Annotated in this window: 13 protein-coding genes; 10 read left to right on the top strand and 3 right to left on the bottom strand. The window is 63.0% G+C overall.

Going from position 1 to position 13286, the window contains the following annotated elements:
- The first annotated feature begins 6 nt into the window (after nucleotides 1-6).
- From GR167_RS12570 to GR167_RS12555, 4 genes are read left to right on the top strand one after another with little or no spacing between them, the layout of a single operon-like run.
- Nucleotides 7-1095: a microcin C ABC transporter permease YejB gene (locus GR167_RS12570; protein WP_160973960.1), complete on the top strand. Its 1089-nt coding sequence runs from the start codon at nucleotides 7-9 to the stop codon at nucleotides 1093-1095.
- Nucleotides 1095-2207, top strand: coding sequence for an ABC transporter permease (locus GR167_RS12565; protein ID WP_160973959.1), 1113 nt, complete (start codon nucleotides 1095-1097; stop codon nucleotides 2205-2207). Before GR167_RS12570 ends, GR167_RS12565 begins: the two co-directional genes overlap by 1 nt.
- On the top strand, nucleotides 2204-2512 hold the full coding sequence (locus tag GR167_RS12560; RefSeq protein ID WP_160973958.1) for a hypothetical protein: 309 nt from the start codon (nucleotides 2204-2206) through the stop codon (nucleotides 2510-2512). The genes GR167_RS12565 and GR167_RS12560 overlap by 4 nt, the downstream gene beginning before the upstream one ends.
- Entirely contained in the window at nucleotides 2509-4098 is a 1590-nt protein-coding gene (locus GR167_RS12555; RefSeq protein ID WP_160973957.1) for an ABC transporter ATP-binding protein, read from the top strand. Before GR167_RS12560 ends, GR167_RS12555 begins: the two co-directional genes overlap by 4 nt.
- A gap of 196 nt (nucleotides 4099-4294) precedes the next feature.
- On the opposite strand, the gene GR167_RS12550 is transcribed toward GR167_RS12555, so the two are convergent.
- Nucleotides 4295-5209 (bottom strand): endonuclease/exonuclease/phosphatase family protein, encoded by a 915-nt coding sequence (locus GR167_RS12550; RefSeq protein ID WP_160973955.1) that lies wholly within the window; start codon nucleotides 5207-5209, stop codon nucleotides 4295-4297.
- Nucleotides 5210-5295: 86 nt separating this feature from the next.
- Nucleotides 5296-6651: an oxygen-independent coproporphyrinogen III oxidase gene (gene hemN / locus GR167_RS12545; protein WP_160973953.1), complete on the bottom strand. Its 1356-nt coding sequence runs from the start codon at nucleotides 6649-6651 to the stop codon at nucleotides 5296-5298.
- A 69-nt stretch (nucleotides 6652-6720) separates the two neighbouring features.
- Here hemN and fnrL point away from each other — a divergent pair, with 69 nt between their 5' ends.
- Complete coding sequence (fnrL, locus tag GR167_RS12540) at nucleotides 6721-7467, top strand: transcriptional regulator FnrL (RefSeq protein ID WP_160973951.1); 747 nt, start codon at nucleotides 6721-6723, stop codon at nucleotides 7465-7467.
- A gap of 69 nt (nucleotides 7468-7536) precedes the next feature.
- Here the strand turns inward: fnrL and GR167_RS12535 are convergent, their stop codons facing one another.
- Nucleotides 7537-8376 carry a universal stress protein gene (locus GR167_RS12535; RefSeq protein WP_160973949.1) on the bottom strand — a complete coding sequence of 280 codons (840 nt, stop codon included), beginning with the start codon at nucleotides 8374-8376 and terminating at the stop codon, nucleotides 7537-7539.
- Nucleotides 8377-8599: 223 nt separating this feature from the next.
- Between GR167_RS12535 and ccoN the strand changes: the two genes are divergently transcribed.
- The 5 genes from ccoN (at nucleotide 8600) to GR167_RS12510 (ending at nucleotide 13278) form a co-directional block, all read left to right on the top strand.
- Nucleotides 8600-10201 carry a cytochrome-c oxidase, cbb3-type subunit I gene (ccoN, locus tag GR167_RS12530; RefSeq protein ID WP_160973947.1) on the top strand — a complete coding sequence of 534 codons (1602 nt, stop codon included), beginning with the start codon at nucleotides 8600-8602 and terminating at the stop codon, nucleotides 10199-10201.
- A gap of 14 nt (nucleotides 10202-10215) precedes the next feature.
- Nucleotides 10216-10947: a cytochrome-c oxidase, cbb3-type subunit II gene (ccoO, locus tag GR167_RS12525; RefSeq protein WP_160973945.1), complete on the top strand. Its 732-nt coding sequence runs from the start codon at nucleotides 10216-10218 to the stop codon at nucleotides 10945-10947.
- 15 nt (nucleotides 10948-10962) lie between these two features.
- Nucleotides 10963-11163, top strand: coding sequence for a cbb3-type cytochrome c oxidase subunit 3 (locus tag GR167_RS12520; RefSeq protein WP_160973943.1), 201 nt, complete (start codon nucleotides 10963-10965; stop codon nucleotides 11161-11163).
- A complete protein-coding gene (ccoP, locus tag GR167_RS12515) occupies nucleotides 11156-12022 on the top strand; it encodes a cytochrome-c oxidase, cbb3-type subunit III (RefSeq protein ID WP_160973941.1) in 867 nt (288 codons plus the stop codon). Before GR167_RS12520 ends, ccoP begins: the two co-directional genes overlap by 8 nt.
- Before the next feature lie 383 nt (nucleotides 12023-12405).
- Nucleotides 12406-13278 (top strand): LysR family transcriptional regulator, encoded by an 873-nt coding sequence (locus GR167_RS12510; protein WP_160973939.1) that lies wholly within the window; start codon nucleotides 12406-12408, stop codon nucleotides 13276-13278.
- Nucleotides 13279-13286 lie beyond the last annotated feature (8 nt).

The following is a 13286-nucleotide window of genomic DNA, read 5'->3' as shown; positions in this document are numbered from 1 at the left end:
AGCAGAATGGGAGCCTATATTCTTCGCCGCTTGTTGCTGGTGATCCCGACGCTGATCGGGATCATGGTGATCAATTTCGCGCTGGTGCAATTCGTGCCGGGCGGGCCGATCGAACAGATCATCGCGCAGGTGCAGGGCCAGGGCGACGTGTTCGAAGGCATTGCCGGCGGCGGCGACGCCGGGGCGGGCGCCGGGGCCGGGGCGTCGGAAAGCGAATATGCCGGGTCGCGCGGTTTGCCGCCGGAATTCATCGCCGAGCTGGAAAAGGAATTCGGCTTCGACAAACCGCCGCTGGAACGGTTCTTCTCCATGATGTGGAACTACATGCGGCTGGATTTCGGCGAAAGCTATTTCCGGTCGATCAGCGTCACCGACCTGGTGCTGGAAAAGATGCCGGTGTCGATCACGCTTGGCCTGTGGTCGACCCTGATCGCCTATGCGATTTCGATCCCGCTGGGCATTCGCAAGGCGGTGCAGGATGGCGGCCGGTTCGACACCTGGACCAGCGCCGTGATCATCGTGGCCTATGCGATCCCCGGTTTCCTGTTCGCGATCCTGCTTCTGGTGCTGTTCGCGGGCGGCAGTTATTGGCAGGTCTTCCCGCTCAGGGGGCTGACCTCGGACAATTGGGCGGACCTGTCGCTGGTCGGCAAGGTGCTGGATTATTTCTGGCATATCGCGCTGCCGGTTCTGGCCTCGACCATCGCGGCCTTCGCCACGCTGACGCTGCTGACCAAGAACAGCTTCCTCGACGAGATCAAGAAACACTACGTGATGACCGCCCGCGCCAAGGGGCTGACCGAACGGCGGGTGCTCTACGGCCACGTGTTCCGCAACGCGATGCTGATCGTGATCGCGGGCTTCCCGGCGGTGTTCATCGGCGTGTTCTTCGGCGGGTCGCTGATCATCGAAACGATCTTCAGCCTCGACGGTCTGGGCCGGTTGGGGTTCGAGGCGGCGGTGGCGCGCGATTACCCGGTGATCTTCGGCACGCTGTTCATATTCGGCCTGATCGGGCTGGTGGTCGGCATCCTGTCGGACATGATGTACGTGATCGTCGACCCGCGCATCGATTTCGAGAAGAGGGAAGGCTGATGGCATTGTCCCCGCTCAACCAGCGCCGCTGGAACAATTTCAAGCGCAATCGCCGCGCCTTCTGGTCGCTGATCGTGTTCGCGATCCTGTTCGGCCTGTCGCTCTGCGCCGAATTCATCGCCAATGACAAACCGATCCTGGTGAAATACCGCGGCGATTTCTATGCGCCGATCTTCCGCTTCTATCCCGAAACCGCGTTCGGCGGCGATTTCCAGACCGAGGCGGCCTATCGCGATCCGGAAGTGCAATGCCTGATCCTGTCGGGCGGGTTGGAAGACTGTTTCGACGACCCCGAAGAGATGGCCGAGGCGATTCAGGAAGGCAGGTTCGACGCGGGCACGGACGGGTTCGAACGCGGCTGGGCGCTCTGGCCGCCGATCCCCTACAGTTACCACACCACGGTGGACCGGCCCGGAGCGGCGCCGCTGCCGCCGAATGAAATGAACTGGCTCGGCACCGACGACACCAAGCGCGACGTGGTGGCGCGTGTCATCTATGGTTTCCGGCTGTCGATCCTGTTCACCCTGATCGTCACCTCTCTGGCCAGCGTGGTCGGCATCATCGCGGGCGCGTTGCAGGGCTATTTCGGCGGCTGGCTTGACCTGATTTTCCAGCGGTTGATCGAGATATGGAGCGCCACGCCGTCGCTTTACGTCATCATCATCCTGTTCGCCATTCTGGGGCGCAGTTTCTGGCTGCTGGTGTTCATCACTGTGCTGTTCGGCTGGACCGCCTTGGTGGGCGTGGTGCGGGCCGAATTCCTGCGCGCGCGGAACCTGGAATATGTGCGTGCGGCCAAGGCGCTTGGCGTGTCGAACCGGGTGATCATGTTCCGTCACATGCTGCCCAACGCGATGGTGGCGACGCTGACCATGCTGCCCTTCATCGTCACCGGCACCATCGCAACGCTGGCGAGCCTCGATTTCCTGGGCTTCGGGTTGCCGTCCTCGGCGCCCAGCTTGGGTGAGCTGACCCTGCAGGCGAAACAGAACCTGCAAGCGCCGTGGCTGGCCTTCACCGCCTTCACCGTCTTCGCGGTGATGTTGTCGCTGCTGGTGTTCATCTTCGAGGGCGTGCGCGATGCCTTCGACCCGAGGAAGACGTTTCAATGAGCGCGCCCGTCTGTGCCTCCAAATGGCAATGCACCCTGAACGGGCTGAGCGGAACGGCGGTCGCCGTGTCGGTCGCCGTGCTGGGCTGGATCGGCTTCGGATTGCTGGGCGCCGACCTGTCCGGGCGTAGCCTTGGCAGGCTGCTGTGGCTTTGGGCGGTGCCCTTTGGCCCGATGGCCTTGTCGGTGCTCTATGCCGCGCTGATGCGCTGGCAGGCGCGGCCGCTGAACTGGTTCGGGCTGTCCTTCACCATCGGCGGCGCGGTCTGGGGCGTGATCATGCTGAACGCGATGAGGTCTTTATGAGCATTCTTGAGGTCAAGGACCTGACCGTCAGCTTCCGCCAGGACGGCAAGACCCATATGGCGGTCAAGGGCGTGTCCTTCAGCGTCGACCGGGGCGAAACCGTCGCCCTGGTGGGCGAATCCGGGTCGGGCAAATCGGTCACCGCGCTGTCCACCGTGTCGCTGCTGGGCGACGTGGCGCAGGTCGGCGGGTCGGTCACCTATGATGGGCAGCAGATGATCGGCGCGCCCGACAAGTTGCTGCGCCGGGTGCGGGGCAACGATATCAGCTTCATCTTCCAGGAGCCGATGACGTCGCTGAACCCGCTGCACACGATCGAGCGGCAGCTGACGGAATCCCTGGCGCTGCACCAGTCGGTGGTGGGCGATGCGGCCCGCGCGCGGGTGCTGGAACTGCTCACGAAGGTCGGTATCCGCGACGCCGAAAGCCGCCTTGGCGCCTATCCGCACCAGCTGTCCGGCGGGCAGCGGCAGCGGGTGATGATCGCCATGGCGCTGGCCAACAAGCCCGATATCCTGATCGCCGACGAACCTACCACGGCGCTGGACGTGACGATTCAGGCGCAGATCCTCGAACTGCTGGCCGAGCTGAAGCAGACCGAAAACATGGGGCTTTTGTTCATCACCCACGACCTGGGCATCGTGCGGCGAATCGCCGACAAGGTCTGCGTGATGAAGGATGGCGAGATCGTCGAATCCGGCCCCACCGCCGAGATTTTCGCCAACCCGCAGCACCCCTATACCAGGAAGCTGCTGTCGGCCCGTCCCTCGGGACAGCCGGTGGCGGTGCCGGAGGGCGGCAAGGAACTGGTGCGGACCGACGCCTTGCGCGTCTGGTTCCCGATCCAGCAGGGGTTCTTCAAGAAGGTCGTCGGCCATGTGAAGGCGGTGAACGACGCCACGATCAGCGTGCGCGAGGGCGAAACGCTGGGCATTGTCGGCGAAAGCGGGTCGGGCAAGACCACGCTGGCGCTGGCGATCATGCGGCTGATCGGCTCCGAAGGCGGTATCAGCTTCGACGGGCAGGATGTGCGCGGCTGGTCCACCAAGCAACTTCGCGCGCTGCGCAAGGAAATGCAGATCGTGTTCCAGGACCCGTTCGGCAGCCTGTCGCCGCGGATGACCTGCGAACAGATCATCGCCGAAGGGCTGAGCGTGCACGGCGTCGATCCAGGCCGCGACCGCCGCGACATGGTGGCGGAGGTGATGGAGGAGGTCGGATTGGACCCCGCCACGATGCACCGCTACCCGCATGAATTTTCCGGCGGTCAGCGCCAGCGCATCGCGATTGCCCGGGCGATGATCCTGCGGCCGCGGCTGCTGGTGCTGGACGAACCGACCAGCGCGCTGGACATGACGGTGCAGGTGCAGATCGTCGATCTGTTGCGGCAGCTGCAGGAAAAGCACGGGCTGGCCTATCTGTTCATCAGCCACGACCTGAACGTGGTGCGCGCGATGAGCCACAAGATGATTGTGATGAAACAGGGCGATGTGGTCGAGGCGGGGCCGGCGCAGGCGCTGTTCGACAATCCGCAGACCGATTATGCCCGGACGCTGCTGGCGGCGGCGATGGATTCCAGCCGCTAAAGGGGCGCAGAAACCCCGGCCCGGAACAAGGCCATCAGGTCGCCGGGCCAGCGCCAGTCCGACCGGACGGGCTGGCGCTTTGGAGAGGCTGGTTCTGCCGCAGATGGGGCGCGCGGATGTGGCTGGATAAACTGCCATGCTCAGAGGTAAGCAGCGCCACCCCGCGGACTGGCGCTGGCCCGGCTTCGCTCCCGCTTCAAATCCCTTCCAGCTCCACCACCACCGCCGCGTGATCGCTGGCATGGGGACGGTGATACCCGACGCTGGGCAGGTGCGGGCCCTCGTTGCGGCGGGTTTCCAGCCCCATGCCGCTGCGGATGATCCGGGGTACCGCATCGGGCCAGCGCCGGGCCAGTTCCGGGCTGGCCAGCATCGCGTCGGGATGGCCGTAAAGATGTTCGAACGGATTGTGCCAGGACCAGCGGTCTTCGCGCGGGATACGGTCTAGCAGGTCGATGGCGAAACCGCCGCGCAGCGGGGCGATGGCCGCTTCGTGGTTTTCATTGCGGGCCGGTTCGTTCAGATCGCCGAGGATCATCCAAAGCCCCCGTTCAGGATCGGGAAAGGCGCGTTCGACCAGCGCGCGCAGCGCGCGCGCCTCGGCCCGCCGGATCGCCCGGACCAGTTCTGTATCCGGGTAGGGCGCCTTGAAATGGCAAATGAACAGCGTCAGAGGGCCGATTTCGGCCAGCAGCACATCGCGGCGGAAAATCGGCAACTCGTCGGCCAGCCCGTCGAAATGCATCCCCAGATCGGCCGGGGTCAATTGCGCATGGGATGTCACCCGGGAAGGTTCGATCCGCGACATCACCCCCACGTCCAGCCCGCGCCCGTCATTGCCGGGCAGGCAGGCGCGGAACGGGTAATCCGCCCCGATGGGGGCCAAGTCATGGGCGTTGAAATGATCCAGCGTGGCCTGATCGAAAACCTCCTGCACCGCGACCACGTCTGCATCGGCTTCGCTTATGACCTGCGCGGTCAGGGCGCGGTCGGCCGGGTCCAGCGCCTCGGCCTGCGGGCCGCGATCTTCCGGCACGTCGCCGTCGCGGGCACCATCCAGGTGGTCCCCGCGCAGGCGCATGTTCTGCAGGTTGAAGGTGGCGATCCGCATGGCGCGCATCCTAGCAGCATGGCCGGCGTTTTCTGAGCCAGAAAACGCCGCGAAATCCGATGCGGATTTCGCCCCCCGCCGCTTGGTCAGATCGCCGCGCTGTGCCCGGCCCGCGACAGGTCGTAGGCGTCGAAGGCGCGCGCGATCATCCGGGTCAGCGGACGGGCTTCGGGCGGGATGTAGAGATCCGGACCGTGGCGTTCCAGGATGCCTTCGAACCGGTCCTCGGCCACCCTGAACATCGCGTCCAGCGTGTCGCGGCTGACCTCGAAGCGATCGAGCAATTCATCGGTGTGAACGGTGAAATCGCACATCAGCATTTCGATGATCCGGCCGCGCAGCATGTCTTCGTCGCTGAACTTGTGGCCGCGCGAGGTGGAGAACTGGCCTTCGCGGATCGCCGCGGTATGGCCGCCGGTCGAGGGATTGTTCTGGGCGTAGCCTTGCGGGAAGCGCGAAATCGACGAGGCGCCGACCCCGATCAGCACGTCGGACTGATCGTCGGTATAGCCCTGGAAGTTGCGCCGCAGCTTGCCGGCCTTCTGGGCGACCGCCAGACCGTCATTCCTGGTGGCGAAATGGTCGATGCCGATCTCGACATAATCGTCCCACAGGAACAGCCGACGGGCGGTGTCGAACAGCTCCAGCCGTTCTTCCGGCGTCGGCAGCGCCTCGGACGGGATCATCTGCTGGCGCTTGGCCATCCAGGGCACATGGGCATAGCCGTAAAGCGCCACCCTGTCGGGATTGAGCGACAGCAGTTTCTGAACGCTTTCGGTGATCCGTTCGTTCGACTGATGCGGCAGGCCATAAAGGATGTCGGCGTTCAGGCTGTAGACGCCGTGCGAGCGGATCGCCTCGACCGCGTTGCGGGTGACGTCATAGCCCTGCAGCCGGCCGATGGTGCGCTGAATCTCGTCGTCGAAATCCTGCACCCCGATCGAGGCTCGGTTCATCCCGGCGGCGGCCAGCGCGGCGAGGCGGGCATCGTCGATTTCATTGGGGTCGATTTCGACCGAGAATTCGGCGCCGTCGGCAAAGGGGGCCACATCGGCGATCGCACCGGCCAGATCGGTCATCATGCCGGGCGACAGCAGGGTCGGCGTGCCGCCGCCCCAATGCAGCCGCGACAGTTTGACACCCCTGGGCAGAATCCCCTTCAGCAGGGCCAGTTCGGCCTTCAGCGTCTCCAGGTAGGCGATGATCGGGGCTTCGCTCTGGGTACCCTGCGTGCGGCAGGCGCAGAACCAGCACAGCCGCCGGCAGAACGGCACATGGACGTAAAGAGATATTTCTGAGTCCGGTTCTACCCCCTTGATCCAATTGACAAAGTCATCTTGGGAGACATCGCCGGAAAAGTGGGGTGCCGTGGGGTAACTGGTGTAGCGTGGCACTTTCGCGTCAAACAGTCCCAGTTTTGCAAGTTGCGTTTTTGTTTCCATGGGCCTAGCCTCTAGTAGAAACAGGTTGGGTTAACTTTGACCCAGATCAAGCGCGCGAACGGTCCAGCTATGTTGCAAGATGAGAAAGTTAAAAGCCCTCACGAATGCGAGGAATGCCCAATCCGCCATCGCGCGGTATGCGCACGATGCGAAACCGACGAATTGGAACGACTGGAAGAGATCAAGTACTACCGGAACTTCGAAGCCGGTCAGACGGTGATCTGGTCCGGCGACAAGATGGATTTCGTGGGATCCGTGGTGTCCGGCATCGCCACGCTGACCCAGACGATGGAAGACGGCCGCACCCAGATGGTGGGCCTGCTGCTGCCCAGCGATTTCGTCGGCCGCCCCGGACGCGAAGGATCGGCCTATGACGTGGTGGCGACCACCGATGTGGTGATGTGCTGCTTCCGCAAGAAACCCTTCGAACAGCTGATGGAGCGGACGCCGCATATCGCGCAGCGCCTGCTGGAAATGACGCTGGACGAACTGGATGCGGCGCGCGAATGGATGCTGGTGCTGGGGCGCAAGAACGCGCGCGAAAAGATCGCCAGCCTGCTGTCGATCATCGCCCGGCGCGATGCGACGCTGAACCTGCGCCCGACCGAGGGGGCGCTGGTCTTCGACCTGCCGCTGACCCGCGAAGCGATGGCCGATTACCTGGGCCTGACGCTGGAAACGGTCAGCCGCCAGATTTCCGCGCTCAAGCGCGATGGGGTGATCCATCTGGAAGGCAAGCGTCACGTGACGGTGCCCGATTTCAGCCGTCTGATGGAAGAAGCGGGCGACGACAGCGACGGCGGCATGTTCGCCTGACCGGTTGCACCGATCGGAAAGCACAAAGGCGGGCCGGAGCCCGCCTTTTTATTTGTCCGGTTGCGCGGATCAATGCGCCATGAAGACCGGCAACTGAGCCTTTTCCAGCATGTCGCGGGTGGCGCCGCCCATGATCGCTTCGCGGAAGCGCGAATGGCCATAGGCGCCCATCACCACCAGATCGGTGCCGGTGTCGGTCGCGTGGCGCAGGATCACGTCGGAAATCCGCGGCAGAGTCTTCGACAGCACGTCGATTTCCGCCCGGATGCCGTGGCGGGCCAGGAATTGCGACAGCAACCCGCCGGGATCGGACCGGTTCGGGCCGTGGGTCGGCGGATCGATGACCACGACGCGTACCGCTTCGGCGGCCTGCAGGATCGGCAGAGCGGCGCGCACGGCGGCCATCGCTTCGTTGCTTTCGTTCCAGGCGATGATGATCCGCTGGGGATCGGTGACGACGCTTCCATCGGTCGGCAGCACCAGGGCGGGAACCTTGCCGTCGAACATGGCCGCCTCGACGATCGGTTCCAGTTCGGCACCGCGGTTTTCGCCATAGGGCTGCGGCAGCACCGCCAGGTCGGCAAACCGGGCATGAGCGGCGACATGGCGGCCGATATCGGCCAGCTGCGCCACGCCCATTTCGGTGTTCCAGCGGATGTTGCTGTTGCCCAGCCGCTGCTTCACCTTGTCTTCGACCTCTTTGGCCTCTTCATGGGCGCGGGTGATCGTTTCCTGCAGCACCATCGCGTTCGCGCCGGCGTAGTAATACCCGGTCTGGGTCCGGTCCACACCGAGGCAGAGCACGTCGAGATGGGCATCATGCGCATTGGCAAGCGCAATTCCCTTTTCGAGAACGGGTTCTACGAGGTCTGGATCGGTCAGCACCGAGAATAATGTTTTATATGCCATGATTTCCCTCTCTGGTTCAGGACCGCATGAGGTGCACATTACGAGTCGGATTTCGATACGACTTTGATACGGGTCAATAAAAACCCGCGAGGCGTGACAAAAAGGACCGTTGGGTTTTGATGCAGATCAAGGCATCTAGCCCACCTCGGGCGCAATAAACGCCCAGTCTGGAACCGCCTGCGCGGCATACGAATCGTGCGGGTCAGAGACGAAGGGACGAAAAATGGTTAACTATATCAAGCTGATCGCGCTTGGTCTGGTCACGCTTCTGGCGCTGATCGCGGCCAATTACGGACGCGATCTGGCCTATACGGTGAACGCGCTGGAAGCGGCGCTGTTCGCGTTTGTGGCCTTTATATTTATCCTGCGACGCACGGACGAACCGGCGGGCAGGGATGTTTCCGGGGAATATATGGATGGCGTGGTCCGCTACGGCGTGATCGCCACCGCACTCTGGGGTGTCGTCGGGTTCCTGGTCGGGGTGACGGTCGCCTTCCAGCTGGCCTTCCCGGCGCTCAACTTCGAATGGGCCGAAGGCTTCGTGAATTTCGGCCGGATGCGGCCGCTGCACACCTCGGCAGTGATTTTCGCCTTTGGCGGCAACGCCCTGATCGCGACCTCGTTCTACGTGGTGCAGCGGACCTCGGCGGCGCGCCTCTGGGGCGGCAACCTGGCCTGGTTCGTGTTCTGGGGCTATCAGCTGTTCATCGTCCTGGCCGCGAGCGGCTACCTGCTGGGCGCGACCCAGTCCAAGGAATACGCCGAGCCGGAATGGTATGTCGACTGGTGGCTGACCATCGTCTGGGTCGCCTATCTGGCGGTTTTCCTGGGCACCATCGTCAAGCGGAAAGAGCCGCATATCTACGTGGCGAACTGGTTCTACCTGTCCTTCATCATCACCGTGGCGATGCTGCACGTGGTGAACAACCTGGCGATCCCGGTGTCGATCTTCGGTTCGAAATCGGTTCAGGTCATGTCCGGCGTGCAAGACGCGATGACCCAGTGGTGGTACGGCCACAACGCCGTGGGCTTCTTCCTGACCGCGGGCTTCCTGGGCATGATGTACTACTTCGTGCCGAAACAGGCCGAACGCCCGGTCTATTCCTATAAGCTGTCGATCATCCACTTCTGGGCGCTGATCTTCATCTACATCTGGGCCGGTCCGCACCACCTGCATTACACCGCGCTGCCTGACTGGGCCTCGACGCTCGGCATGGTGTTCTCGATCGCGCTGTGGATGCCCTCCTGGGGCGGCATGATCAACGGCCTGATGACCCTGTCGGGTGCCTGGGACAAGCTGCGCACCGATCCGATCATCCGCATGATGGTGATCTCGGTCGGCTTCTACGGCATGTCGACCTTCGAGGGTCCGATGATGTCGATCCGCGCGGTGAACTCGCTGTCGCACTATACCGACTGGACCATTGGTCACGTTCATTCCGGCGCTCTGGGCTGGAACGGCATGATCACCTTCGGTGCGCTGTACTTCCTGGTGCCCAAGCTGTGGAACCGTGAACGGCTCTATAGCCTGAGCCTGGTCAGCTGGCACTTCTGGCTCGCCACCATCGGCATCATCCTTTACGCCGCGGCGATGTGGGTGACCGGTATCATGGAAGGCCTGATGTGGCGCGAAGTGGACGCGAACGGCTTCCTGGTGAACTCCTTCGCCGATACCGTGGCTGCGAAGTTCCCGATGTATGTGGTGCGTGGTACGGGCGGCCTGCTCTACCTCACCGGTGCGATCATCATGTGCTACAACCTGTACATGACCGTGAAGCGTGCGCCGGCTGTAGAAGCCACGAACCAACTGGTTCCGGCTGAGTAAGGAGGGACGCAAAGATGGCAATTCTCGATAAACACGCAATCCTTGAGAAGAATATCACTCTTCTCGCTATCTTCGCCTTCCTGGTCGTGACCATCGGCGGCATCGTGCAGATCGCCCCGCTGTTCTGGCTGGAAAACACCATCGAGGATGTAGAGGGCATGCGCCCCTACACCCCGCTGGAACTGGCGGGCCGTGACATCTATGTCCGTGAAGGCTGCTATGTCTGTCACAGCCAGATGATCCGCCCGATGCGCGACGAGGTGGAACGCTATGGCCACTATTCGCTGGCAGCGGAATCGCAATACGACCACCCGTTCCAGTGGGGGTCGAAGCGGACCGGGCCCGACCTGGCCCGCGTCGGCGGCCGCTATTCGGACGAATGGCATGTCGACCACCTGCGTAATCCGCAATCGGTGGTGCCGGAATCGGTGATGCCGAAATACGGCTTCCTCGAGAGCAACATGATCGACGGCAAGTATATCGGCGAGGTGATGGCGACGCATAGGTTCGTCGGCGTTCCCTACTCCGATGACATGATCGAAAACGCCCAGCTCGATTTCTCGGCCCAGGCGGATCCGGACAGCGATTACGACGGTCTGCTGGAACGCTATGGCGAGGACAGCGTGCAGGTGCGCAATTTCGACGGTCAGCCGGGGATTTCCGAACTGGACGCTCTGGTCGCCTACCTGCAGATGCTGGGGACCCTGGTCGACTTCTCGACCTTCACCCCGGACGCAAGCCGGTAAGGGTAGGGGGTAAACATGGATACCTATTCCCTGCTCAGACAGTTCGCCGATAGCTGGGTGTTGCTGGCTTTGTGTGCCTTCTTCGTCGGCGTCATCATTTTCGTGATGCGCCCGGGAAGCAGCAAGACCTACCGCGACGTCGCGGACATCCCGTTCCGGCACGAAGACAAACCCGCCCCGCGCGGTGACGCCAAGGAGGCGCGAGGAAATGGCTAAGAAACCAACTCAAAAAGAAGAAATCGGCACGACCGGCCATTCGTGGGACGGGATCGAGGAACTCAACACGCCGCTGCCGCGCTGGTGGCTGTGGACCTTCTATGCCTGTATCGCCGTCGCCTTCGTCTATTCGCTGGCTTATCCGGCATGGCCCGGGATCCACAAGGCGTCGGCCGGGTTCATGGGCTGGTCGACCCGCGGCGACGTTGCCGCGGAAATCGCCGCCCACGAAGCCCAGCTGGGCCCGATCAACGAAAAGCTGGCTTCGGCCGAGCTGACCGAGATCGCGGGCGATCCCGAACTGCAGGGCTATGCCGTGTCCGCCGGGGCCGCCGTGTTCAAGACCTGGTGCGCCCAGTGCCACGGGTCGGGGGCTGCCGGCGCCAAGGGTTATCCCAACCTGCTGGACGACGATTGGCTGTGGGGCGGCGATATCGAAGCCATCCACCAGACCATTTCCTTCGGTGTCCGCAGCGAGGATTCGGAAGATACCCGGTTCTCGCAAATGCCTGCCTTCGGCCGCGATGAACTGCTGGAGCCGGTGCAGATCGACCAGGTGGTGAACTACGTCATGTCGCTGTCGGGTGATCCGATGGATGCCTCGATGGTTGCGGATGGTGCGGTTGTCTTCGAAGAAAACTGCGCTGCCTGCCACGCCGAGGACGGCACCGGCGACATCTATCAGGGTGCGCCGAACCTGACCGACGCGATCTGGCTCTATGGCGGTGACTTCGACACCATCAAGGAAACTGTCACCAATGCCCGTTACGGCGTGATGCCCAACTGGAATGCGCGTCTGAGCGAAGCGCAGATCCGCGCCGTGGCAAGCTATGTCCACCAGCTGGGTGGCGGCGAGTAATATCGCTTAAAAGAATACCCGAGGCGTTTCGCGACGCCCCGGGTAGGCACCGGTCCTTCCGTCCTGTTCGCGCGTTTCCTGGAAGGCCGGTGCCATTTATTTCCCAATCCCGGTAAAAATCAACCCATTGCGCGGCCGGATCACCCGTGCCGCCGCGTCGATTTTTCCGTTTGCGGCGTGTGTTTGATCCGCCGTTCATAGGCGGAAGGATGGGGTTTTCCGGTTCGGATCACCGGTTTGCATCCGGCCGCGAACATGAAAGAATCTGCAAGTATCGTAAGCATCTTTGCCTCCGTCTCTGAAATTTCTGATCTTGAAATTAAGGGCGTTTGGCGCTTCGAGCGACTCTGGTAATTTTCCGCTACCGTAAGTATAGCTTACGCATGAACTTGTCCCGTCTGCCCCCGTTGAACGCCTTGCGCGCCTTTGCCGCTTTCCATCAGGCCGGCAGCATGGCCGCCGCCGGGGCGTTGCTGAATGTCAGCCATGCGGCAATCAGTCAGCAGATCAAATCGCTCGAGTCGCATCTGGGTCTTCCGCTGCTGGACCGCAAACCGCGCAAACCTGTGCTGACCGATGCGGGGCTGCAGCTGGCGCTGACGCTGGAACGCAGCTTCGCCGAGATCGCGCAGATGACCGACGCATTGACCGGGGCCGAGGCCGACCGCCCGCTGCAAATCTCCGCCACCCCCGCCTTCGTTTCCGGCTGGCTGATGCCGCGGCTGGCCGATTTCCGGCAAAAATTCCCAGAGGTCAGCCTGATGGTCGATCCTTCGGCCGAGGTGAAGCCGCTGCGACCGGGCGGCATCGACATCGCGCTGCGCTATGGCGACGGCAATTGGCCGGGGCTGGAGGTCGAGTTGCTGGTCGAATCCCCGATCGTCGTGGTCGCCTCGCCGGAACTGGTGCCGCAGCAGGTGCCGCTGACGCCTGACGAACTGGCGCGTCTGCCCTGGCTGCAGGAGCTGGGCACCCACGAAAGCAGCGACTGGCTGCGCCAGCAGGGGGTGACGGAACGGCCGGCTTCGGGGATGACGACACTGCCCGGCAACCTGATGATGGAAGAAGCCCGCGCCGGGCGTGGCGCGGCGGTTCTGGCCCGCGCCTTCGTCGAACCCGACATCGCGGCGGGGCGGCTGCGGGTGCTGTTTCAGGACGACCGCAAGAAAGGTTATTTCCTGGTCACCCGGCCCGGGGTGCAGCGACCGGCGCTCAGGGCGTTCACGAAATGGTTAAAAGGCCAGGGGCGAAAATAGATGTCTGC

Source organism: Thalassovita mangrovi (assembly GCF_009857745.1).
In the GTDB taxonomy this organism is placed as follows: Bacteria; Pseudomonadota; Alphaproteobacteria; order Rhodobacterales; family Rhodobacteraceae; genus Thalassobius; species Thalassobius mangrovi.
This window is presented reverse-complemented; position numbering and strand designations above follow the sequence as displayed.